The sequence below is a fragment of the Pseudomonas migulae genome (assembly GCF_024169315.1).
In the GTDB taxonomy this organism is placed as follows: Bacteria; Pseudomonadota; Gammaproteobacteria; order Pseudomonadales; family Pseudomonadaceae; genus Aquipseudomonas; species Aquipseudomonas migulae_B.
In genome coordinates this window covers 3,213,986-3,234,703 of record NZ_JALJWR010000001.1, presented here as the reverse complement: position 1 = coordinate 3,234,703, position 20,718 = coordinate 3,213,986, and the positions used below count along the sequence as shown (strand labels likewise).

28 protein-coding genes are annotated in these 20,718 nt (G+C 56.4%); 25 read left to right on the top strand and 3 right to left on the bottom strand.

The window, feature by feature from the left end; translation table 11 throughout:
• The 23 genes from rpsC (at window position 1) to bfr (ending at window position 12,546) form a co-directional block, all read left to right on the top strand.
• Window positions 1-687, top strand: a complete 687-nt coding sequence (rpsC, locus tag J2Y86_RS14835; protein ID WP_003176422.1) for a 30S ribosomal protein S3 — start codon at window positions 1-3, stop codon at window positions 685-687.
• Window positions 688-699: 12 nt separating this feature from the next.
• A complete protein-coding gene (gene rplP / locus J2Y86_RS14830) occupies window positions 700-1,113 on the top strand; it encodes a 50S ribosomal protein L16 (protein ID WP_007896757.1) in 414 nt (137 codons plus the stop codon).
• Window positions 1,113-1,304: a 50S ribosomal protein L29 gene (gene rpmC, locus J2Y86_RS14825; RefSeq protein ID WP_008030901.1), complete on the top strand. Its 192-nt coding sequence runs from the start codon at window positions 1,113-1,115 to the stop codon at window positions 1,302-1,304. The genes rplP and rpmC overlap by 1 nt, the downstream gene beginning before the upstream one ends.
• A 2-nt stretch (window positions 1,305-1,306) precedes the next feature.
• A complete protein-coding gene (gene rpsQ / locus J2Y86_RS14820; RefSeq protein WP_003176419.1) occupies window positions 1,307-1,573 on the top strand; it encodes a 30S ribosomal protein S17 in 267 nt (88 codons plus the stop codon).
• Between the two features lie 23 nt (window positions 1,574-1,596).
• Complete coding sequence (gene rplN, locus J2Y86_RS14815; RefSeq protein ID WP_002555479.1) at window positions 1,597-1,965, top strand: 50S ribosomal protein L14; 369 nt, start codon at window positions 1,597-1,599, stop codon at window positions 1,963-1,965.
• An 11-nt stretch (window positions 1,966-1,976) separates the two neighbouring features.
• Window positions 1,977-2,291: a 50S ribosomal protein L24 gene (gene rplX / locus J2Y86_RS14810; RefSeq protein WP_003176416.1), complete on the top strand. Its 315-nt coding sequence runs from the start codon at window positions 1,977-1,979 to the stop codon at window positions 2,289-2,291.
• A gap of 20 nt (window positions 2,292-2,311) precedes the next feature.
• Window positions 2,312-2,851: a 50S ribosomal protein L5 gene (rplE, locus tag J2Y86_RS14805; RefSeq protein WP_003176415.1), complete on the top strand. Its 540-nt coding sequence runs from the start codon at window positions 2,312-2,314 to the stop codon at window positions 2,849-2,851.
• A gap of 13 nt (window positions 2,852-2,864) precedes the next feature.
• The gene (gene rpsN / locus J2Y86_RS14800) at window positions 2,865-3,170 is read left to right on the top strand and encodes a 30S ribosomal protein S14 (RefSeq protein ID WP_003176414.1); all 306 of its coding nucleotides are present in this window, start codon (window positions 2,865-2,867) and stop codon (window positions 3,168-3,170) included.
• A gap of 210 nt (window positions 3,171-3,380) precedes the next feature.
• The gene (gene rpsH, locus J2Y86_RS14795) at window positions 3,381-3,773 is read left to right on the top strand and encodes a 30S ribosomal protein S8 (RefSeq protein ID WP_003186040.1); all 393 of its coding nucleotides are present in this window, start codon (window positions 3,381-3,383) and stop codon (window positions 3,771-3,773) included.
• Between the two features lie 12 nt (window positions 3,774-3,785).
• Window positions 3,786-4,319, top strand: coding sequence for a 50S ribosomal protein L6 (gene rplF / locus J2Y86_RS14790; RefSeq protein WP_007896774.1), 534 nt, complete (start codon window positions 3,786-3,788; stop codon window positions 4,317-4,319).
• A 10-nt stretch (window positions 4,320-4,329) separates the two neighbouring features.
• Window positions 4,330-4,680: a 50S ribosomal protein L18 gene (gene rplR, locus J2Y86_RS14785; RefSeq protein ID WP_003186037.1), complete on the top strand. Its 351-nt coding sequence runs from the start codon at window positions 4,330-4,332 to the stop codon at window positions 4,678-4,680.
• Window positions 4,681-4,683: 3 nt separating this feature from the next.
• Entirely contained in the window at window positions 4,684-5,184 is a 501-nt protein-coding gene (gene rpsE / locus J2Y86_RS14780; RefSeq protein WP_007943782.1) for a 30S ribosomal protein S5, read from the top strand.
• Between the two features lie 2 nt (window positions 5,185-5,186).
• A complete protein-coding gene (gene rpmD, locus J2Y86_RS14775; protein ID WP_003186033.1) occupies window positions 5,187-5,363 on the top strand; it encodes a 50S ribosomal protein L30 in 177 nt (58 codons plus the stop codon).
• 3 nt (window positions 5,364-5,366) lie between these two features.
• Complete coding sequence (gene rplO / locus J2Y86_RS14770; RefSeq protein WP_007896782.1) at window positions 5,367-5,804, top strand: 50S ribosomal protein L15; 438 nt, start codon at window positions 5,367-5,369, stop codon at window positions 5,802-5,804.
• A complete protein-coding gene (gene secY, locus J2Y86_RS14765; protein ID WP_003228718.1) occupies window positions 5,805-7,133 on the top strand; it encodes a preprotein translocase subunit SecY in 1,329 nt (442 codons plus the stop codon).
• Window positions 7,134-7,160: 27 nt separating this feature from the next.
• Window positions 7,161-7,277 (top strand): 50S ribosomal protein L36, encoded by a 117-nt coding sequence (gene rpmJ / locus J2Y86_RS14760; protein WP_002555468.1) that lies wholly within the window; start codon window positions 7,161-7,163, stop codon window positions 7,275-7,277.
• Window positions 7,278-7,407: 130 nt separating this feature from the next.
• Complete coding sequence (rpsM, locus tag J2Y86_RS14755) at window positions 7,408-7,764, top strand: 30S ribosomal protein S13 (protein WP_003186020.1); 357 nt, start codon at window positions 7,408-7,410, stop codon at window positions 7,762-7,764.
• Between the two features lie 30 nt (window positions 7,765-7,794).
• On the top strand, window positions 7,795-8,184 hold the full coding sequence (gene rpsK / locus J2Y86_RS14750; RefSeq protein ID WP_002555466.1) for a 30S ribosomal protein S11: 390 nt from the start codon (window positions 7,795-7,797) through the stop codon (window positions 8,182-8,184).
• Window positions 8,185-8,202: 18 nt separating this feature from the next.
• A complete protein-coding gene (gene rpsD / locus J2Y86_RS14745) occupies window positions 8,203-8,823 on the top strand; it encodes a 30S ribosomal protein S4 (protein ID WP_003210056.1) in 621 nt (206 codons plus the stop codon).
• 22 nt (window positions 8,824-8,845) lie between these two features.
• Window positions 8,846-9,847 (top strand): DNA-directed RNA polymerase subunit alpha, encoded by a 1,002-nt coding sequence (locus tag J2Y86_RS14740; RefSeq protein WP_003186012.1) that lies wholly within the window; start codon window positions 8,846-8,848, stop codon window positions 9,845-9,847.
• Window positions 9,848-9,889: 42 nt separating this feature from the next.
• The gene (rplQ, locus tag J2Y86_RS14735) at window positions 9,890-10,276 is read left to right on the top strand and encodes a 50S ribosomal protein L17 (RefSeq protein WP_007943777.1); all 387 of its coding nucleotides are present in this window, start codon (window positions 9,890-9,892) and stop codon (window positions 10,274-10,276) included.
• Between the two features lie 201 nt (window positions 10,277-10,477).
• Entirely contained in the window at window positions 10,478-11,932 is a 1,455-nt protein-coding gene (locus J2Y86_RS14730) for a catalase (RefSeq protein WP_253432678.1), read from the top strand.
• Window positions 11,933-12,081: 149 nt separating this feature from the next.
• Window positions 12,082-12,546 (top strand): bacterioferritin, encoded by a 465-nt coding sequence (bfr, locus tag J2Y86_RS14725; RefSeq protein ID WP_007943775.1) that lies wholly within the window; start codon window positions 12,082-12,084, stop codon window positions 12,544-12,546.
• A gap of 65 nt (window positions 12,547-12,611) precedes the next feature.
• On the opposite strand, the gene uvrA is transcribed toward bfr, so the two are convergent.
• Entirely contained in the window at window positions 12,612-15,446 is a 2,835-nt protein-coding gene (uvrA, locus tag J2Y86_RS14720; protein ID WP_253432675.1) for an excinuclease ABC subunit UvrA, read from the bottom strand.
• Window positions 15,447-15,637: 191 nt separating this feature from the next.
• On the opposite strand from uvrA, the gene J2Y86_RS14715 reads away from it, so the two are divergent.
• Both J2Y86_RS14715 and J2Y86_RS14710 read left to right on the top strand, forming a co-directional pair.
• Window positions 15,638-17,035 carry an MFS transporter gene (locus J2Y86_RS14715; RefSeq protein WP_253432671.1) on the top strand — a complete coding sequence of 466 codons (1,398 nt, stop codon included), beginning with the start codon at window positions 15,638-15,640 and terminating at the stop codon, window positions 17,033-17,035.
• A 9-nt stretch (window positions 17,036-17,044) separates the two neighbouring features.
• Window positions 17,045-17,572 carry a single-stranded DNA-binding protein gene (locus tag J2Y86_RS14710; protein WP_017341065.1) on the top strand — a complete coding sequence of 176 codons (528 nt, stop codon included), beginning with the start codon at window positions 17,045-17,047 and terminating at the stop codon, window positions 17,570-17,572.
• Window positions 17,573-17,762: 190 nt separating this feature from the next.
• Here J2Y86_RS14710 and J2Y86_RS14705 read toward each other — a convergent pair whose 3' ends face one another.
• Window positions 17,763-19,967 (bottom strand): OsmC domain/YcaO domain-containing protein, encoded by a 2,205-nt coding sequence (locus tag J2Y86_RS14705; RefSeq protein ID WP_253432668.1) that lies wholly within the window; start codon window positions 19,965-19,967, stop codon window positions 17,763-17,765.
• 155 nt (window positions 19,968-20,122) lie between these two features.
• Entirely contained in the window at window positions 20,123-20,677 is a 555-nt protein-coding gene (locus tag J2Y86_RS14700) for a cysteine hydrolase family protein (protein WP_253432665.1), read from the bottom strand.
• Window positions 20,678-20,718: the final 41 nt, after the last annotated feature.

Below are 20,718 nucleotides of genomic sequence, written 5' to 3'. Positions count from 1 at the left end.
ATGGGTCAGAAAGTACATCCCATTGGCATTCGCCTGGGAATCGTCAAGGAGCACACCTCCGTCTGGTACGCAGACGGTCGGACTTATGCGGACTATTTGTTCGCTGATCTGAAGGTGCGTGAGTATCTCCAAGACAAACTAAAAAGCGCGTCCGTAAGCCGTATCGATATCCATCGTCCGGCTCAAACTGCACGTATCACCATCCACACCGCTCGTCCAGGTATCGTTATCGGGAAGAAAGGTGAAGATGTTGAGAAACTGCGTCAGGACCTGACCAAACAAATGGGTGTGCCTGTGCACATCAATATCGAAGAAATCCGCAAGCCGGAACTCGACGGTATGTTGGTTGCGCAGAGCGTAGCTCAGCAGCTGGAGCGTCGCGTAATGTTCCGTCGCGCTATGAAGCGCGCTGTACAGAACGCCATGCGCATTGGTGCCAAAGGCATCAAAATCCAAGTGAGCGGTCGTCTCGGCGGTGCTGAAATCGCACGTACTGAATGGTATCGCGAAGGTCGTGTGCCACTGCACACCCTGCGTGCCGACATCGACTATGCCAACTACGAAGCTCACACCACTTACGGTGTGATCGGTGTAAAGGTTTGGATCTTCAAAGGCGAAGTAATTGGTGGTCGCCAAGAAGAACTGAAACCACAAGCACCAGCGCCTCGTAAAAAAGCTGCTAAGTAAGGGGTACGCCAAATGTTGCAACCAAAGCGTACGAAGTTCCGCAAGCAGATGACAGGCCACAACCGTGGTCTGGCTCAGCGCGGTAGCAAAGTCAGCTTCGGCGAGTTCGCGCTGAAGTCTGTAGCTCGTGGTCGTCTCACCGCTCGTCAGATCGAGTCAGCGCGTCGTGCACTGACCCGTCACGTTAAACGTGGCGGCAAGATCTGGATCCGTGTATTCCCGGACAAGCCTATTTCCAAAAAGCCCCTCGAAGTTCGGATGGGTAAAGGTAAGGGTAGTGTGGAGTACTGGGTTGCCCAGATTCAGCCAGGCAAAGTCCTGTATGAAATCGAGGGCGTTTCTGAAGAGCTGGCGCGTGAGGCTTTTGCCCTGGCTGCTGCAAAGCTGCCGCTCGCCACCGCTTTTGTTAAACGGACGGTGATGTGATGAAAGCGAACGAACTTCGTGAAAAAGACGCGCCGCAGCTTAACGAGCAACTGCTCGGCCTGCTGCGCGACCAGTTCAATCTGCGCATGCAGAAAGCAACTGGCCAGTTGGGGCAGTCTCACCTGCTCCGGCAAGTTAAGCGTGACATCGCTCGCGTGAAGACTGTGCTCAAACAGCAGGCAGGTAAGTAATCATGGCTGAAGCCGAAAAAACCGTCCGTACGCTGACTGGCCGTGTTGTCAGCGACAAAATGGACAAGACCATCACCGTTCTGATCGAGCGTCGCGTAAAGCACCCGATCTACGGTAAATACGTTAAGCGTTCGACTAAGCTGCACGCGCACGACGAAACCAATCAGTGCCACATCGGCGACAAAGTCACTATTCGTGAAACTCGTCCGCTGGCCAAGACCAAGTCTTGGGCACTGGTTGATGTTCTCGAACGCGCTGTGGAAGTCTAAGGACTAGGGGTCGGAGAAATTATATGATTCAGACTCAATCCATGCTCGATGTGGCCGATAACAGCGGCGCTCGCCGCGTTATGTGCATCAAGGTGCTGGGTGGCTCCCATCGTCGTTACGCTGGTATCGGTGACATCATCAAAGTTACCGTGAAGGAAGCAATTCCTCGCGGTAAAGTGAAAAAAGGCCAAGTGATGACTGCTGTTGTAGTCCGCACTCGTCACGGCGTACGTCGTGCAGATGGCTCCATTATCCGCTTTGATGGCAACGCTGCTGTTCTTCTGAACAACAAGCAAGAGCCGATCGGCACCCGTATCTTTGGGCCAGTGACCCGTGAACTTCGTACTGAGAAGTTCATGAAAATCGTCTCGCTCGCCCCAGAAGTGCTGTAAGGAGATCCGACATGCAAAAGATTCGTCGTGACGACGAGATCATCGTGATCGCCGGCAAAGACAAAGGTAAGCGCGGTAAGGTGCTTAAGGTTCTCGCTAACAACCGTCTGGTTATTGGCGGTCTGAACCTGGTTAAGCGTCATACCAAGCCTAACCCGATGTCGGGCGTACAAGGCGGTATCGTCGAAAAAGAAGCTCCACTGGACGCTTCTAACGTCGCCATTTTCAACGGCGAAACCAACAAGGCTGACCGCGTTGGTTTCAAAGTAGAAGACGGCAAGAAAATTCGTGTCTTCAAGTCGACCCAAAAAGCGGTTGATGCTTGAACACTGCTAGGTAGAAGACCATGGCACGACTAAAAGAGATTTACTGGAAGGAAATCGCACCGAAGCTTAAGGAAGAACTTAAGCTTTCGAACGTGATGGAAGTTCCACGCGTTACCAAAATCACCCTGAACATGGGTCTGGGCGAAGCGGTCGGTGACAAAAAAGTCATCGAGCACGCTGTTGCTGACCTGGAAAAGATCACCGGCCAGAAAGTCGTTGTGACCTACGCTCGGAAATCCATCGCTGGCTTTAAAGTCCGTGAAGGTTGGCCGATCGGCGTCAAAGTGACCCTGCGCCGTGAGCGTATGTATGAATTCCTGGATCGTCTGCTGTCGATCTCCCTGCCTCGGGTTCGCGACTTCCGCGGCCTGAATGCCAAGTCCTTCGATGGTCGTGGTAACTACAGCATGGGCGTTAAAGAGCAGATCATCTTCCCGGAAATCGACTACGACAAGATCGATGCTCTCCGCGGTCTGGACATTACCCTGACCACCACTGCCAAGAACGATGATGAAGGTCGCGCCCTGTTGCGTGCTTTCAAATTCCCGTTCCGCAACTGATTGGAGTAGGAAAATGGCCAAGATGAGCATGAAAAACCGCGAGCTGAAGCGTCAGCTCACGGTTGCCAAGTACGCCAAAAAGCGTGCAGCACTGAAAGCTATCATCGTTGATCTGAACGCAAGTCCAGAAGCGCGTTGGGAAGCTACAGTAGCTCTGCAGAAGCAGCCACGTGACGCAAGCGCTTCGCGCATGCGTAACCGCTGCCGCCTGACCGGTCGTCCACACGGCGTTTACCGCAAGTTCGGCCTCGGCCGTAACAAACTGCGTGAAGCGGCAATGCGTGGTGACGTACCTGGTCTGGTTAAAGCCAGCTGGTAAGCACTATCAAAGTCTCGGTGTTCGGGATCGCAAGATCCTGACCGCCGGTGACCTTGAACTTGAATCAAGCCCCTTTTGGGGCTTGATTCATTTGTGGGGTGTGTCTAGAATACCCGGCTCGCCTGAGCCCGTGCTTTTTTCGCATGGATGTACTCGGCGACACGTAGTAGCCGCAAGGCTAATTTTTTGTGTATTAGGAGCGTCTAGCCCATGAGTATGCAGGACCCGTTAGCGGACATGCTAACTCGAATCCGTAATGCCCAGATGGCTGAAAAGTCCGTCGTAAGCATGCCATCTTCTACTTTGAAGGTAGCTGTTGCCAAAGTCCTGAAGGACGAAGGTTACATTGCGGGTTATCAGATCAGCAGCGAAATCAAGCCACTGCTGTCCATCGAGCTGAAGTACTTCGAAGGCCGTCCGGTCATCGAGGAAGTGAAGCGCGTTAGCCGTCCAGGCCTGCGTCAGTACAAGTCCGTCGATGATCTGCCAAAAGTTCGTGGCGGTCTCGGTGTGTCTATCGTCTCCACCAACAAAGGTGTGATGACGGATCGTGCTGCGCGCGCTGCCGGTGTCGGCGGCGAAGTTCTTTGCACTGTGTTCTAAGGGGGGATAAGCATGTCACGCGTCGCTAAGAACCCCGTTAAGCTGCCAGCCGGTGTCGAAGTAAAATTCGCAGGCCAACAGCTTTCGGTGAAGGGTGCCAAGGGCACTCTCGAACTGAACATCCATTCGTCCGTTGAGATCGTTGAAGAAGCTGGTGAGCTGCGTTTCGCTGCTCGCAATGGCGATCAACAAACTCGCGCAATGGCTGGTACCACTCGTGCGTTGGTAAACAACATGGTCCAAGGCGTAAGCCAAGGCTTCGAGCGTAAGCTCCAGCTGGTCGGTGTTGGTTACAAAGCGCAAGCAAAAGGCACAGTGCTGAACCTGGCTCTTGGCTTCTCGCACCCAGTGGATTATGAACTGCCGGAAGGCATCACCGCTGAGACTCCTAGCCAGACCGATATCCTGATCCGGGGTATCGATAAGCAGCTGGTAGGTCAAGTGGCCGCCGAGATCCGCGACTTCCGTCCACCAGAGCCGTACAAAGGCAAAGGTGTGCGCTACGCGGACGAAGTCGTCCGTCGTAAAGAAGCCAAGAAGAAGTAGGGCATAGCAAATGACCGACAAAAAAGTTACTCGACTGCGTCGCGCTCGCAAAGCACGCCTGAAAATGCACGAACTCGAAGTCGTGCGTCTCTGCGTGTTCCGCTCGTCGCAGCACATCTACGCCCAGGTCATTTCGGCCGACGGCAACAAAGTCCTGGCATCTGCCTCGACTTTGGATAAAGAACTGCGTGATGGCGCCACTGGCAACATCGACGCGGCCACTAAGGTTGGCCAGCTGGTCGCTACGCGTGCTAAAGCCGCTGGCGTCTCGCAGGTGGCTTTCGACCGCTCTGGCTTCAAGTACCACGGCCGCGTCAAGGCGCTGGCTGATGCTGCTCGTGAAGCTGGGCTGGAGTTCTAAGTTATGTCAAATAACGACCAAAAGCGCGACGAAGGCTACATTGAGAAGCTGGTTCAAGTTAACCGCGTAGCCAAAACCGTAAAAGGCGGCCGTATCTTCACTTTCACCGCGTTGACCGTGGTTGGTGATGGTAAAGGGCGTGTTGGCTTCGGCCGTGGCAAGTCACGTGAAGTGCCTGCTGCGATCCAGAAGGCAATGGAAGCTGCTCGTCGCAACATGATCCAAGTTGATCTGAACGGCACCACCCTGCAGTACGCAATGAAGTCCGGTCACGGCGCTTCGAAGGTGTACATGCAGCCTGCATCTGAAGGTACCGGTATCATCGCTGGCGGCGCTATGCGTGCTGTTCTCGAAGTTGCTGGCGTTCAGAACGTTCTGGCCAAGTGCTACGGCTCGACTAACCCGGTAAACGTGGTTCACGCCACTTTCAAAGGTTTGAAGGCTATGCAGTCTCCTGAATCCATTGCCGCCAAGCGTGGCAAAAGCGTCAAGGAGATCTTCTGATCATGGCTACCGTTAAAGTTACGCTGATCAAAAGCATGACCGGCCGCATCCCTAACCACAAACTGTGCGTTAAGGGTCTGGGTCTGCGTCGCATCGGTCACACTGTAGAAGTACTTGATACTCCCGAGAATCGCGGGATGATCAACAAGGCTTACTACATGCTGCGTGTCGAGGGTTAATCGATGAAACTCAATGATCTGAGTCCAGCGCCGGGTTCCCGTCGCGAAAAGCATCGTCCGGGCCGTGGTATCGGTAGTGGTTTGGGCAAGACCGGTGGCCGTGGCCACAAAGGTCAGTCCTCCCGCTCCGGTGGCACCATTGCTCCAGGCTTTGAAGGCGGTCAACAGCCGCTGCATCGTCGCCTGCCGAAGTTCGGTTTCGTTTCCCTGAAAGCCATGGATCGCGCAGAAGTGCGTTTGTCCGAGCTGGCTAAAGTGGAAGGCGACATCGTCACCGTGCAGTCCTTGAAAGATGCCAACGTGATCAACGTCAACGTACAGCGTGTGAAAATCATGCTGTCCGGCGAAGTGACTCGCGCTGTTACCATCGGAAAGGGAATCGGCGCCACCAAAGGTGCGCGTGCGGCTATCGAAGCAGCTGGCGGCAAGTTCGAGGAATAAATGGCTAAGCAAGGTGCTCTCTCTGCGCTCGGCAAAGGCGGTATGTCTGAACTCTGGGCTCGTCTGCGTTTTCTGTTCCTGGCGATTATCGTCTACCGAATAGGCGCACACATCCCGGTTCCAGGTATCAACCCGGACCGACTCGCGGACCTGTTTCGACAGAATGAGGGGACCATTCTTAGCTTGTTCAACATGTTTTCCGGCGGCGCGCTGGAGCGGATGAGCATCTTTGCACTGGGGATCATGCCGTACATTTCGGCATCGATCATCATGCAGCTGATGACCGCCGTCAGCCCGCAGCTGGAGCAGTTGAAGAAGGAAGGTGAAGCTGGCCGTCGCAAGATCAGCCAGTACACCCGCTACGGCACTGTCGTCCTCGCTCTTGTTCAGGCAATTGGCATGTCCATTGGTCTGGCGGGGCAGGGCGTTGCGTTCACTGGTGACTTTGGCTTCCATTTCGTCGCGGTATCCACTTTTGTGGCTGGTGCGATGTTCATGATGTGGCTGGGTGAGCAGATTACTGAGCGTGGTGTTGGCAACGGTATCTCGATGTTGATTTTTTCGGGTATCGTCGCCGGTCTTCCGAGAGCGATCGGGCAGTCTTTCGAGTCTGCACGTCAGGGTGATATCAACATCTTCGCCCTGGTTGCCATCGGTTTGCTGGCAGTAGCGATTATCGGTTTCGTGGTGTTCATTGAGCGTGGTCAGCGTCGTATTGCTGTTCACTACGCCAAGCGTCAGCAGGGCCGTAAGGTCTTCGCTGCGCAGACTAGCCACTTGCCGCTGAAGGTGAACATGGCCGGTGTTATTCCGGCCATTTTCGCGAGCAGCATTTTGCTGTTCCCGGCTTCGTTGGGTGCCTGGTTCGGCCAGTCTGAAGGTATGGGCTGGTTGCAGGACATCTCGCAGTCGATCGCTCCTGGTCAGCCGTTGAATATTCTGCTGTTTAGTGCAGGGATTATTTTCTTCTGCTTCTTCTATACGGCGTTGATGTTCAATCCGAAAGACGTAGCGGAAAACCTGAAGAAGTCCGGTGCCTTTATTCCGGGCATCCGTCCAGGTGAGCAGTCTGCGCGCTACATTGATGGCGTTCTGACTCGCTTGACCATGTTCGGTGCTCTTTACATGACGGCCGTGTGTCTGCTTCCCCAGTTCCTGGTGGTTGCGGCAAACGTACCGTTCTACCTTGGCGGGACCTCGTTGCTGATCGTCGTCGTGGTTGTGATGGACTTCATGTCCCAAGTACAATCGCACCTCGTTTCGCACCAGTACGAATCCCTGATGAAGAAAGCCAACCTGAAGGGTTACGGCAGCGGCATGTTGCGCTGAGTACCCATAAGGTTCGAGGAGTTGGTGATGAAAGTTCGTGCATCGGTGAAAAAGCTGTGCCGTAACTGCAAGATTATTCGCCGCGAAGGTGTTGTTCGAGTAATTTGCAGCGCGGAACCGCGTCACAAACAGCGCCAAGGCTGAGTGTGATTGTGCTTCAAGCCCGGTAGCTAGTGCGCTACCGGGTTGATTATTTGTTATTACAGCGATATTATCTCGCGCCCTATTTCTTGGCTTCCGGGGCGTAGGTAGCTGTCAATTGGAGTCCCACTGAATGGCCCGTATTGCAGGCGTTAACATTCCAGATAACAAGCATACTGTTATCTCGCTGACCTACATCTATGGTGTTGGTCGCACTACTGCGCAGAAGATCTGTGCAGTGACTGGGGTAAACCCAGCCGCAAAGATCAAGGATCTGAGCGACGAGCAGATTGAACAGCTGCGTGGCGAAGTGGCGAAGTTCACCACTGAAGGTGACCTGCGTCGCGAAATCAACATGAAAATCAAGCGTTTGATGGACCTCGGTTGCTATCGCGGTCTGCGTCATCGTCGTGGTCTTCCAGTGCGCGGTCAGCGTACCAAGACTAACGCGCGTACCCGTAAAGGTCCGCGTAAGCCGATCCGCAAGTAATCGCCCCAGCGAATCGACAGGAAATTAATCATGGCTAAACCTGCTGCTCGTCCTCGTAAAAAAGTTAAAAAGACAGTGGTTGATGGCATCGCCCACATCCATGCTTCTTTTAACAACACAATCGTGACCATCACCGACCGTCAAGGCAACGCTCTTTCCTGGGCTACCTCCGGTGGTTCGGGTTTCCGCGGTTCCCGCAAGTCCACCCCGTTTGCTGCTCAAGTAGCTGCTGAACGTGCTGGTCAAGCTGCGCTGGAATACGGTCTGAAAAACCTCGACGTTAACGTCAAAGGTCCAGGCCCAGGTCGTGAATCTGCAGTCCGCGCTTTGAACGGCTGTGGCTACAAGATCGCCAGCATCACCGACGTGACGCCAATCCCGCACAACGGGTGCCGTCCGCCGAAGAAGCGCCGCGTGTAATCCAGGAGATTGTAAAGAATGGCTCGTTACATTGGTCCAAAATGCAAACTCGCTCGTCGCGAAGGCACCGATCTCTTTCTGAAGAGCGGCGTGCGCGCGATCGAATCGAAGTGCAACATTGAAGCAGCACCTGGTATCCACGGCCAACGCCGCGGTCGCCAGTCCGATTACGGCACCCAACTGCGTGAAAAGCAGAAGGTCCGTCGTATCTACGGCGTTCTCGAGCGTCAATTCAGCGGCTACTACAAAGAAGCTGCTGGCAAGAAAGGTGCAACTGGTGAAAACCTGCTGCAACTGCTCGAATGCCGTCTGGACAACGTTGTATACCGTATGGGTTTTGGCTCTACTCGTGCCGAATCCCGTCAGCTGGTATCGCACAAATCCGTCAGCGTTAACGGTCAGACCGTAAACGTACCGTCTTACCAGGTTCGTGCTGGTGACGTGGTCGCGATTCGCGAGAAAGCAAAGAACCAACTTCGCATTGTCCAAGCTCTCGATCTGTGTGCCCAACGTGGCCGCGTAGAATGGGTAGAAGTAGACACTGAGAAGAAGTCGGGCGTTTTCAAGAACGTTCCAGCTCGCAGTGATCTGTCCGCCGACATCAACGAAAGCCTGATTGTCGAGCTCTACTCCAAGTAAGGGCTAGAAAATAGGTGCATCCATGCAGATTTCGGTAAATGAGTTCCTGACACCCCGCCATATTGATGTGCAGGTTGTCAGTCCAACCCGCGCCAAGATCACTCTCGAGCCTCTCGAGCGTGGTTTCGGCCACACCCTGGGCAACGCGCTGCGCCGCATCCTGTTGTCCTCAATGCCCGGCTGTGCAGTAGTCGAGGCCGAGATTGACGGTGTACTCCATGAGTACAGCGCCATCGAAGGCGTACAGGAAGACGTAATTGAAATCCTGTTGAACCTTAAAGGTCTGGCTATCAAGCTGCACGGTCGTGACGAAGTTACGCTGACCTTGTCGAAGAAGGGTTCGGGGGTGGTTACCGCTGCCGATATTCAGCTGGATCATGATGTCGAGATCGTTAACCCCGATCACGTAATCGCTAACCTGGCGTCTAACGGCGCCCTGAACATGAAGCTCACCGTAGCTCGTGGTCGTGGTTATGAACCGGCAGACTCGCGTCAGAGCGATGAAGACGAAAGCCGCAGCATCGGTCGCTTGCAGCTTGACTCTTCGTTCAGCCCGGTTCGCCGTATCGCATACGTGGTGGAAAACGCCCGTGTCGAGCAGCGTACTAACCTGGACAAGCTGGTTATTGATCTGGAAACCAACGGTACCCTGGATCCTGAAGAGGCTATCCGCCGCGCTGCAACCATTCTGCAACAGCAGTTGGCTGCGTTCGTCGACCTCAAAGGTGACAGTGAGCCAGTGGTTGTTGAGCAGGAAGACGAGATCGATCCGATCCTGCTTCGCCCGGTTGACGATCTGGAACTGACTGTACGTTCGGCTAACTGCCTTAAGGCGGAAAACATCTACTACATCGGTGACCTGATTCAGCGTACCGAAGTAGAGCTGTTGAAGACTCCGAACCTTGGCAAGAAATCCTTGACTGAAATCAAGGACGTTCTGGCCTCCCGCGGTCTGTCCCTCGGCATGCGCCTCGACAACTGGCCGCCTGCAAGTCTTAAGAAGGACGACAAGGCGACTGCCTGATCGTCGTAATCACCGAACGTCGTGTTTGGTAAGGAATGAACCATGCGTCATCGTAAAAGTGGTCGTCACCTGAGCCGCACTAGCTCGCACCGCAAGGCCATGTTTCAAAACATGGCAGTGTCGCTGTTCGAGCACGAGCTGATCAAAACTACACTGCCGAAAGCTAAAGAACTGCGTCGCGTTGCTGAGCCGCTGATCACTTTGGCCAAGACAGACAGCCTGGCTAACCGCCGTCTGGCTTTCGACCGTACTCGTTCGAAAGCTATCGTTGGTAAGCTCTTCAACGACCTGGGCAAGCGTTACGCTACCCGTGAGGGTGGCTACCTGCGCATCCTCAAGTGCGGCTTCCGCACTGGCGACAACGCGCCTATGGCGTACGTCGAGTTGGTTGATCGTGCTACCGGCGGTGAAGCTGTATCCGCTGAGTAAGACGTCAGTCTGAAACGAAAAACCGGGCCTTAGTGCCCGGTTTTTTGTGGGCGATTGAAAAGTTTTGCCCATGCGATCCATTTCATTAGTTATTTTCTATCGACGTCCACAGGTTAATGAATTAGTAGGTGTAACGTTCATGATCAATACTCCCTCTCAGCCGATTAGCCGGCAGTTAAAGAAGACAGAGGAAGAGATCGCATGAGCCAAAATAAAACACTTACAACCGCCAGTGGCGCTCCTGTCGCCGACAACCAGAATTCCCGCTCCGCCGGCCCTCGCGGCCCTTTGCTCCTCGACGACTTCCACCTGATCGAGAAGCTCGCCCACTTCAACCGTGAAAACATCCCGGAGCGCCGCGTACACGCCAAGGGTTCGGGTGCTTACGGAACGTTCACTGTCACGCGTGACATCACCGAGTACACCAGCGCCAAACTGTTTGAATCCGTCGGAAAGCAAACCCCAACCTTCCTGCGGTTTTCCACCGTAGGCGGTGAGCGCGGTTCGGCCGACACGGAACGCGATCCACGTGGCTTCGCCCTGAAGTTCTACACCGAGGAAGGCAACTGGGACATCGTAGGCAACAACACGCCGGTGTTCTTCATTCGTGATCCGCTCAAATTTCCGGACTTTATCCACACTCAAAAGCGCCTGCCGCAGAGCAATCTGAAAAGCGCGCAGATGATGTGGGACTTCTGGTCGCACTCGCCTGAGGCGCTGCACCAGGTCACTATCCTGTTTTCGGACCGTGGCATTCCTGACGGCTATCGTCACATGCACGGCTTCGGCAGCCATACCTACAGCCTGATCAACGCCAGCGGCGAGCGTCACTGGGTGAAGTGGCACTACAAGACCCAACAAGGGATCAAGAACCTGGCGCCGGCAGAAGCTGCACGCCTGGCGGGCACGGATCCGGATTACGCACAACGCGACCTGTTCGGTGCCATTGAGCGCGGTGATTTCCCGAAATGGCGCGTGTGCATTCAGATCATGACCGAGGCCCAGGCTGCGGCGCATTACGAGAACCCTTTCGACGTGACCAAGACCTGGTCGCAGAAAGAGTTTCCACTGATTGAAGTGGGCGCGCTGGAGCTCAACCGCAATCCGCTCAACTACTTCGCTGAAGTCGAGCAGGCGGCGTTCGGTCCGAGCAACATGGTGCCTGGTGTTGGTCTGTCGCCGGACCGCATGTTGCAAGGCCGCGTGTTCGCTTACGCAGATGCGCACCGCTACCGTATAGGTACCAACCACCAGCAGCTGCCGGTGAATGCACCTCGCAGTCCGGTCAACAGCTACCAGCGTGATGGTTCCATGGCGTTTGGCAGCAATGGCGGTGCTGCGCCGAATTACGAGCCGAACAGCTACGTTGAATCGCCGAAACAAGCACCTCGCTACGCTGAGCCTGCTCTTGCACTGAGTGGCGCAGCTGATCGTTACGATCATCGCGAAGACACCGACTACTACAGCCATGCCGGTGCGTTGTTCCGCCTCATGAGCGATGAGCAGAAAGCGCTGTTGGTCAACAACATTGCCGGGGCAATGGCTGGCGTCTCAAGCGATGTGGTTGATCGCCAATTGCAGCATTTCTTCAAGGCCGACCCGGCGTATGGAGAAGCAATCGCAAAGGCTCTCAACGTACAGATTAACGAAGTCTAAACGAGAAGCAGAACCGCCCTCATTTGGGCGGTTTTTGCGCTATTTAAACCACTTTTCTCAGAATATCTTCGCTTTTATCGCGCAAAGAAAGTGACCAAACAGTCTCCGTGGTTCAAACTACAGACTTTCAAGCAGGGAGATGTAGGGCGATGCAAGGCCACCCAGACGTAATCGATTACCTCAACACGTTGCTGACCGGCGAACTGGCGGCGCGTGATCAATATTTCGTCCATTCGCGGATGTATGAGGACTGGGGTTTCACCAAGCTCTACGAACGTATCAACCACGAAATGGAAGAGGAAGCCGGGCACGCTGATGCCCTGATGCGCCGTATCCTGATGCTCGAAGGTACGCCGCGTATGCGTCCGGACGACCTTGATGTTGGCACCACTGTGCCGGACATGCTCGCTGCTGACCTGCGCCTGGAATACAAAGTCCGCGCCGCACTCTGCAAGGGCATCAAGCTCTGCGAGCAGCATAAAGACTATGTCAGTCGCGAGATGCTGCGGGTTCAATTACATGACACCGAAGAAGACCACACCTACTGGCTTGAAAAGCAGATGGGTCTGATCAAGTTGATCGGTCTCGAGAACTACCTGCAATCCCACGCCTGATTGCACTGAAACAAAAAAAGCCCCTGTCACCGACAAAGTGACAGGGGCTTTTTCATGGGCCGGGTTCAGGCCTTGTCGCGAGCCAGCAGCGGCTTGAGGTAGAAACCGGTGTGGGACTGCTTCATCTCGGAGACTTCTTCAGGCGTACCGACCGCAATGATCTGTCCGCCTTTGGAGCCACCTTCGGGCCCAAGATCCACCAGCCAGTCAGCCGTCTTGATCACGTCAAGATTGTGCTCGATCACCACCACGGTGTTGCCGTGGTCGCGCAGGCGATGCAACACGTCGAGCAGTTGCTGGATATCCGCGAAGTGCAGACCGGTAGTCGGTTCATCGAGGATATACAGCGTCTTGCCGGTATCGCGTTTGGACAGTTCGCGGGACAGTTTCACCCGCTGCGCTTCACCACCGGACAGCGTGGTCGCGGATTGCCCCAGCTTGATGTACGACAGGCCGACATCCATCAGCGTCTGAAGCTTGCGTGCCAAGGCAGGCACCGCATCGAAGAACACCCGAGCTTCCTCGATGGTCATCTCAAGGGTTTCATGGATGCTCTTGCCCTTGTACTTGATCTCCAGCGTTTCGCGGTTGTAGCGCTTGCTCTTGCAGACATCGCACGGAACGTAGATGTCCGGCAGGAAGTGCATTTCAACCTTGATCAAGCCGTCGCCCTGGCAGGCCTCGCAGCGTCCACCCCTCACGTTGAACGAGAAGCGCCCCGGCCCGTAGCCGCGCGAGCGGGATTCCGGTACGCCAGCGAACAGTTCGCGAATCGGCGTGAACAACCCGGTGTAGGTCGCCGGGTTGGAGCGAGGCGTCCGGCCAATCGGGCTTTGGTCGATGTCGACGACCTTGTCCAGATGCTCCAGGCCCTTGATGCTGTCGTGAGCCGACGCTTCCAGCGTCGTTGCACCATTGAGTGCTGTAGCGCTCAGGGGAAACAACGTGTTGTTGATCAGTGTCGACTTGCCCGAACCCGACACGCCCGTCACGCACGTCAGCAGGCCGATCGGAATGTCCAGATCGACGTTGCGCAGGTTGTTGCCGCGAGCACCCTTGAGGGACAGCGACAACTTCTTGTTACGCGGTGTGCGTTTGGCCGGTACGGCGATCTTCACCCGGCCCGACAAGTACTTGCCGGTCAGCGAGTCAGGGTGAGCCATGACCTCGGCCGGTGTGCCTTCGGCGACGATATGGCCGCCATGCACGCCAGCACCCGGGCCGATATCCACTACATAGTCAGCCAGGCGAATCGCATCTTCATCGTGCTCGACCACGATCACCGTGTTGCCGATATCGCGCAGGTGCTTGAGCGTGCCCAGCAACCGATCGTTGTCGCGCTGATGCAGGCCAATCGACGGCTCATCGAGGATGTACAGAACGCCCACCAGGCCGGCACCGATCTGACTGGCCAGACGAATCCGCTGAGCTTCACCGCCAGACAACGTGTCGGCACTGCGATCCAGCGACAGATAGTCGAGGCCGACATTGACCAGGAACTGCAGACGCTCGCGGATTTCCTTGAGGATCTTGTCGGCAATTTCACCGCGACGCCCGGTCAACTTCAGCACACCGAAGTATTCGCACGCATCGCCAATCGGCAGATTGGTGACGGCCGGCAAAGTCTTCTCGCCCACCCAGACATGCCGCGCCTCGCGACGCAGGCGTGTGCCACGGCAATCCGGACACGGCTGGGTACTGAGAAACTTGGCCAGTTCTTCGCGCACGGAGGCCGATTCGGTTTCGCGGTAGCGACGCTCCAGGTTCGGTACGATGCCTTCGAACGGGTGCGAACGTTTCACGATGTCGCCGCGGTCGTTCAGGTACTTGAAGTCGACGTTCTGCGAGCCGCTGCCGTGCAGGATGAATTTCTGCTGATCGGCGGGCAGGTCGTTGAACGGTACTTCGAGGCTGAACTTGTAGTGCGACGCCAGCGACCCGAGCATCTGGAAGTAATAGACGTTGCGCCTGTCCCAACCGCGAATCGCGCCTTCGGCCAGGGTCAGTTCGCCATTGACCAGTCGCTTGATGTCGAAGAACTGCTTCACGCCCAGGCCGTCGCACGTCGGGCAGGCGCCGGCCGGGTTGTTGAAGGAGAACAGCTTGGGTTCCAGTTCGCTGATGGCGTGGCCGCAAATCGGGCAGGCGAAGCGAGCGGAGAAGATAATTTCTTCACCCTGCTCATCGTCCATCGGCGCGACCAGGGCAATGCCGTCGGCCAGCTTCAGCGCGGTCTCGAACGATTCGGCCAGGCGCTGTTGCAGGTCGGCGCGGACCTTGAAGCGGTCGACTATGACATCAATCGAATGCTTCTTTTGCTTGTCCAGCTTCGGCAGCTCATCCAGTTCGCAGATCCTGCCGTTGACCCGGGCCCGCACAAAGCCCTGGGCACGCAACTCTTCGAAGACCGAAAGGTGTTCGCCTTTGCGCTCGCGAATGACCGGTGCCAGCAACATCAGTTTGCTGCCTTCCGGTTGCGCGAGGACCAGGTCGACCATCTGGCTGACGGTCTGGGCTTCCAGCGGAATGTCGTGATCCGGGCAGCGCGGAATACCCACGCGAGCGTAAAGCAGGCGCAGGTAGTCGTAGATTTCGGTGATGGTGCCGACCGTCGAACGCGGGTTATGCGAGGTCGACTTCTGTTCGATGGAAATGGCTGGCGACAGGCCTTCAATGGTGTCGACGTCAGGTTTTTCCATCATCGACAAAAACTGCCGGGCATAGGCCGACAGCGATTCGACATAGCGGCGCTGGCCTTCGGCGTACAGCGTGTCAAACGCCAGGGACGATTTGCCGGATCCGGACAGGCCGGTGATGACGATCAGTTTGTCCCGTGGCAGGGTCAGGTCGATGTTCTTCAGGTTGTGGGTTCGGGCCCCACGAATCAGGATCTTGTCCAAAGTGGCCTCGCTCGGCGGGCGTCGAAAACGTAGGAGTATACGGCCAAATACTGGATGGATGCACACTATCAAACGAGTGGGTGACTGTCGTACATGAAGAGTCTGTCAGCGAAGCGCGTCAAAGCGTCGCGATATACCCTGTCAATCGATGGGACTGGTAGAATCGCCGCCGGTTCACATGAGGTTTTTCCATGCACGATCCCCACAGCGAACGCATGAGTGGCAGTGAGACCCGCGCAGCAAGCGGTCTGGCCCTTGTGTTCGCGTTCCGTATGCTTGGCATGTTCATGGTGTTGCCGGTTTTGGCGACCTATGGGATGGATCTGGCAGAAGCGACCCCGGCCCTCATCGGGCTGGCGATTGGCGCTTATGGCCTGACCCAGGCGATTTTCCAGATTCCTTTCGGTTTCATTTCCGACCGCATCGGGCGCCGCCCGGTGATTTACCTGGGGCTGATCGTCTTCGCCCTCGGCAGCGTGCTGGCGGCCAATGCCGATTCGATCTGGGGCGTTATCGCCGGACGAATCCTGCAAGGCGCCGGGGCCATTTCCGCGGCCGTGATGGCGTTGCTGTCAGACCTGACCCGCGAACAGCATCGGACGAAAGCCATGGCTATGATCGGCATGACGATCGGTCTGTCGTTCGCTGTCGCCATGGTGGTGGGACCGTTGCTGACCCGTGCTTTCGGCCTGTCCGGGCTGTTTCTCGCCACGGGTGGCATGGCGCTGCTTGGCATCGTGATTGTGATGTTCATGGTGCCGCGCTCCACCGGGCCGTTGCAGCATCGCGAGTCCGGTGTCGCGCGTCAGGCGCTGATGCCGACGCTCAAGCACCCGGACCTGCTGCGCCTGGACCTGGGCATTTTTGTGTTGCACGCGATGTTGATGTCGAGCTTCGTTGCTTTGCCGCTGGCCCTGGTCGAAAAAGCCGGGTTGCCCAAGGAGCAGCACTGGTGGGTCTATTTGACCGCGCTGCTGATTTCTTTCTTCGCCATGATCCCGTTCATTATCTACGGCGAGAAGAAACGCAAAATGAAACGAGTTTTATTGGGAGCGGTGCTGACGCTGATGCTCACTGAGCTATTCTTCTGGCAGTTCGGCGATAGCTTGCGGGCCCTGGTGATCGGGACGGTGGTGTTTTTCACCGCGTTCAATCTGCTGGAAGCTTCGTTGCCATCGCTGATCAGCAAGGTTTCACCGGCTGGCGGCAAGGGCACGGCGATGGGGGTTTATTCCACCAGCCAGTTCCTCGGTTCGGCGTTGGGCGGGATCCTCGGCGGCTGGATGTTCCAGCACGGCGGTTTGTCGGTTGTATTCCTCGGATGCGCCGGCCTGGCTGCCCTCTGGCTGGCCTTTGCTGTTACCATGCGCGAACCACCTTACGTGACGAGCCTGCGCTTGCCGTTGTCGCCCGAGGCGATCCGCGAAGCGGGTCTGGTCGAGCGCCTGAAGGCCGTCGTAGGGGTAACAGATGCAGTAATCGTCGAAGATGAAGCGGCGATTTACATAAAATTGGACACCGAACTATTGGATCGCACCACCCTCGAGCGCCTGGTGAACAACCCGCCCGAGGCAGCGTGCGTAGCCTAGGAGAACGTTATGGCCCGTGGGGTTAACAAAGTCATATTGGTCGGCACTTGCGGCCAGGATCCCGAAGTTCGCTACTTGCCTAACGGTAACGCCGTGACCAACCTGAGTCTGGCGACCAGCGAACAGTGGACCGACAAGCAAACCGGCCAGAAAGTCGAAAAGACTGAATGGCACCGTGTGTCGATGTTCGGCAAGGTAGCGGAAATCGCCGGCGAGTACCTGCGCAAAGGTTCGCAGGTCTACATCGAAGGCAAGCTGCAGACCCGCGAGTGGGAAAAAGACGGTATCAAGCGTTACACCACTGAAATCGTGGTCGACATGCAAGGCACCATGCAATTGCTGGGCGGCCGTCCACAGCAGGGCGACCAGCAAGGCGGGGGCAACAACTATCAGCAGTCCGCCCCGGCTCCACGCCAGCAGGCTCCGCGTCCGCAACAGTCGTCGGCACCACAACAGTCGCGCCCGGCTCCACAGCAGCAGGCCGCTCCTCAGCCGGCTCCGGATTTCGACAGCTTTGATGACGATATCCCGTTCTAAAAAACGAGCTCAGACTTTCTTGTAAGGTTTAGCCGCGAAACCCCCGATCAGTCTTTCGACTGGTCGGGGGTTTTCTTTTGCCCCTCATTTTGTAGGAGCCAAGCTTGCTGGCGAAGAACGATAACGCGGTGTTCCTGATTTACCGCGTCATCATTCTTCGCCAGCAAGCTTGGCTCCTACAGGATTGCGGTCAGCGGGATAAAGTCGTGACGTTGGCCCGTGCCGAGTGCAGCTTCTTGTAGCTGTCGATCAACCGCAGGTGCCGGTCGAGACCTTCGAGTTTCATGCTGGTCGGCGTCAAGCCATGGAAGCGCACGCTGCCGTTTACCGACCCGATCGCTGCATCCATGCGCTCGTTGCCAAACATCCGGCGGAAATTGGCCTCGTAGTCTTCCAGTTCCAGGTCTTCGTCCAGCTTCATCTCCAGCACAGCATTGACGGCTTGGTAGAACAAGCCGCGCTCAACCGTGTTGTCGTTGTACTGCAGGAACATTTCCACCGCCTCTTTCGCCTCTTCATATTGCTGCAAGGCGAGATAGATCAGCAGCTTCAGCTCCAGGATCGTCAGCTGACCCCAAGCGGTATTGTCGTCAAATTCGATGCCGATCAAGGAGGTGATGTCGGTGTAGTCGTCCAGCTCGCTTTCCACCAGGCGCTCCGCCAGCGCTTGCAGTTCGGCTTCGTCCAGGCGATGCAGGTTCAGGATGTCTTCGCGGAAGAACAACGCTTTGTTGGTGTTATCCCAGATCAGATCGTCTACCGGATAAATTTCCGAATAGTCCGGCACCAGAATGCGGCAGGCCGTCGCGCCGATATGCTCGTAGACCGCCATATAGACTTCCTTGCCCATGCCTTCGAGAATGCCGAACAGGGTCGCGGCTTCCTCGGCGTTCGAGTTTTCACCCTGGCCGGAGAAGTCCCACTCCACGAATTCGTAATCCGACTTCGAACTGAAGAAGCGCCACGACACCACGCCGCTGGAGTCGATAAAGTGCTCGACGAAGTTGTTCGGCTCGGTCACCGCATGGCCTTCAAACGTCGGCTGGGGCAAGTCGTTGAGGCCTTCGAAACTGCGGCCCTGGAGCAACTCGGTCAGGCTGCGCTCCAGCGCCACTTCCAGGCTCGGGTGCGCGCCGAACGAGGCGAACACACCGCCGGTACGCGGGTTCATCAACGTGACGCACATCACCGGGAATTCACCCCCCAGGGACGCATCCTTCACCAGCACCGGGAACCCCTGTTCTTCCAGCGCCTGAATACCGGCCAGTATCCCTGGGTACTTCGCCAGCACGTGGGCCGGCACATCCGGCAGTGCGAACTCACCTTCGATGATTTCGCGTTTGACCGCGCGCTCGAAGATCTCCGACAGGCACTGCACCTGGGCTTCGGCCAGCGTGTTACCGGCACTCATGCCGTTGCTCAGGTACAGGTTTTCAATCAGGTTGGACGGGAAATACACCACCTCGCCGTCCGACTGGCGCACGTAGGGCAGCGAACAGATGCCGCGCTCTTCATTGCCCGAGTTGGTATCGATCAGATGAGAACCGCGCAGCTCGCCGTCGCGGTTGTAAATCTTCAGGCAGTACTCGTCGAGAATTTCAGCCGGCAGTGCATCTTTACGGCCAGGCTGGAACCAGCGTTCATCCGGGTAGTGCACAAACGCGGCGTTGGCGATGTCTTCGCCCCAGAACTGGTCGTTGTAGAAGAAGTTGCAGTTGAGGCGCTCGATAAACTCGCCCAACGCCGACGCCAACGCGCTTTCTTTGGTTGCACCCTTGCCGTTGGTAAAGCACATCGGCGAGTGCGCATCGCGGATATGCAGCGACCACACGTTGGGCACGATATTGCGCCACGAGGCGATTTCGATCTTCATGCCCAGGTCCGCCAGAATGGCCGACATGTTGGCGATGGTTTGCTCCAGCGGAAGATCTTTGCCGGCAATGTAAGTGCTCGCCTCTGAACTGGAAGCAGGCATCAACAACGCCTGGGCGTCGGCGTCGAGGTTTTCCACCTCTTCGATCACAAACTCAGGCCCGGCTTGCACCACTTTTTTCACGGTGCAACGGTCGATGGAACGCAGGATGCCCTGGCGGTCCTTGTCGGAGATGTCCGCCGGCAATTCGACCTGAATCTTGAAAATCTGGTTGTAGCGGTTTTCCGGGTCAACAATGTTGTTCTGCGACAGGCGGATGTTATCCGTGGGGATATTGCGCGTGCTGCAGTACAACTTCACAAAGTACGCCGCGCACAACGCCGACGAAGCCAGGAAGTAGTCGAACGGACCCGGTGCCGAGCCATCGCCCTTGTAGCGGATAGGTTGATCGGCCACCACCGTGAAGTCATCGAACTTGGCTTCAAGTCGAAGGTTGTCGAGAAAGTTGACCTTGATTTCCATGGGGGATTACCAGAATAACGGCTAGACGATTTGGCCGCCATTATCCGGCTTTTCAGCGGTAAGTCTCAGAAAAAAGGCCAGTCACGTGTACGCGTGACTGGCCTTCCTTGTTTTCGGCGCGACGGGTGGCAGCACCCCCGACGCAAAAGCGTTGATTAATGATGCGCCGCCAGGAACTCGTCGGTGGAGACTACGCTGGCATAGGCAAAACCCAGGGCCGACATGAACGCGGCGTGAACGTGGGCGGCCGGAACGGTGAGGCCGTTGAACTCCAGGTCACGGGAGGCACAGGCGTCGTGGATCACGGTGACGCTGTAGCCAAAATCCGCGCCTGCACGGGTGATGCCATCGACGCACATGTGGCTCATGCTGCCGACCACCACCAGTTCCTTGATGCCTTGTTCGTCGAGGATCGACTTCAGTTCGGTTTCGCGGAACGAGTTGACGAAGTGCTTGAGCACCACCGGCTCGTCGGCGCGGTTGAGGACTTTGGGGTGCAGCTTCGCGCCTTCGGAGCCCGGGGTGAAAAATGGTGCTTCGTCGGAAGTGAATTCGTGGCGGATATGCACCACCGAATCACCGGCATCGCGGAAGGCCTTGAGCAGGCGTACGGCGTTGTCCGCAGCGGCATCCGCGCCGACCAGCGGCCACTTGCCTTGGGGGAAGTAGTCGTTTTGGATATCGACTACGATGAGTGCTTGCTTGGCCATGACTGTTTCCTCGAAGTGCGTGTTGGGTGTGGAATGAAGTA

Bases quoted from the DNA above. Each gene is read 5' to 3' on its own strand.
- rpmJ (WP_002555468.1), top strand. From the start codon at position 7,161: ATGAAAGTTCGTGCATCGGTGAAAAAGCTGTGCCGTAACTGCAAGATT.
- rplN (WP_002555479.1), top strand. From the start codon at position 1,597: ATGATTCAGACTCAATCCATGCTCGATGTGGCCGATAACAGCGGCGCT.
- J2Y86_RS14705 (WP_253432668.1), bottom strand. From the start codon at position 19,967: ATGGAAATCAAGGTCAACTTTCTCGACAACCTTCGACTTGAAGCCAAG.
- secY (WP_003228718.1), top strand. From the start codon at position 5,805: ATGGCTAAGCAAGGTGCTCTCTCTGCGCTCGGCAAAGGCGGTATGTCT.
- J2Y86_RS14730 (WP_253432678.1), top strand. From the start codon at position 10,478: ATGAGCCAAAATAAAACACTTACAACCGCCAGTGGCGCTCCTGTCGCC.
- rplF (WP_007896774.1), top strand. From the start codon at position 3,786: ATGTCACGCGTCGCTAAGAACCCCGTTAAGCTGCCAGCCGGTGTCGAA.
- bfr (WP_007943775.1), top strand. From the start codon at position 12,082: ATGCAAGGCCACCCAGACGTAATCGATTACCTCAACACGTTGCTGACC.
- rplQ (WP_007943777.1), top strand. From the start codon at position 9,890: ATGCGTCATCGTAAAAGTGGTCGTCACCTGAGCCGCACTAGCTCGCAC.
- J2Y86_RS14715 (WP_253432671.1), top strand. From the start codon at position 15,638: ATGCACGATCCCCACAGCGAACGCATGAGTGGCAGTGAGACCCGCGCA.
- rpsN (WP_003176414.1), top strand. From the start codon at position 2,865: ATGGCCAAGATGAGCATGAAAAACCGCGAGCTGAAGCGTCAGCTCACG.
- J2Y86_RS14710 (WP_017341065.1), top strand. From the start codon at position 17,045: ATGGCCCGTGGGGTTAACAAAGTCATATTGGTCGGCACTTGCGGCCAG.
- rpsQ (WP_003176419.1), top strand. From the start codon at position 1,307: ATGGCTGAAGCCGAAAAAACCGTCCGTACGCTGACTGGCCGTGTTGTC.
- J2Y86_RS14700 (WP_253432665.1), bottom strand. From the start codon at position 20,677: ATGGCCAAGCAAGCACTCATCGTAGTCGATATCCAAAACGACTACTTC.
- rpsH (WP_003186040.1), top strand. From the start codon at position 3,381: ATGAGTATGCAGGACCCGTTAGCGGACATGCTAACTCGAATCCGTAAT.
- rpsM (WP_003186020.1), top strand. From the start codon at position 7,408: ATGGCCCGTATTGCAGGCGTTAACATTCCAGATAACAAGCATACTGTT.
- rplX (WP_003176416.1), top strand. From the start codon at position 1,977: ATGCAAAAGATTCGTCGTGACGACGAGATCATCGTGATCGCCGGCAAA.
- rpsE (WP_007943782.1), top strand. From the start codon at position 4,684: ATGTCAAATAACGACCAAAAGCGCGACGAAGGCTACATTGAGAAGCTG.
- J2Y86_RS14740 (WP_003186012.1), top strand. From the start codon at position 8,846: ATGCAGATTTCGGTAAATGAGTTCCTGACACCCCGCCATATTGATGTG.
- rplO (WP_007896782.1), top strand. From the start codon at position 5,367: ATGAAACTCAATGATCTGAGTCCAGCGCCGGGTTCCCGTCGCGAAAAG.
- rpsK (WP_002555466.1), top strand. From the start codon at position 7,795: ATGGCTAAACCTGCTGCTCGTCCTCGTAAAAAAGTTAAAAAGACAGTG.
- rplR (WP_003186037.1), top strand. From the start codon at position 4,330: ATGACCGACAAAAAAGTTACTCGACTGCGTCGCGCTCGCAAAGCACGC.
- rpsC (WP_003176422.1), top strand. From the start codon at position 1: ATGGGTCAGAAAGTACATCCCATTGGCATTCGCCTGGGAATCGTCAAG.
- rplE (WP_003176415.1), top strand. From the start codon at position 2,312: ATGGCACGACTAAAAGAGATTTACTGGAAGGAAATCGCACCGAAGCTT.
- rpsD (WP_003210056.1), top strand. From the start codon at position 8,203: ATGGCTCGTTACATTGGTCCAAAATGCAAACTCGCTCGTCGCGAAGGC.
- rpmD (WP_003186033.1), top strand. From the start codon at position 5,187: ATGGCTACCGTTAAAGTTACGCTGATCAAAAGCATGACCGGCCGCATC.
- rpmC (WP_008030901.1), top strand. From the start codon at position 1,113: ATGAAAGCGAACGAACTTCGTGAAAAAGACGCGCCGCAGCTTAACGAG.
- rplP (WP_007896757.1), top strand. From the start codon at position 700: ATGTTGCAACCAAAGCGTACGAAGTTCCGCAAGCAGATGACAGGCCAC.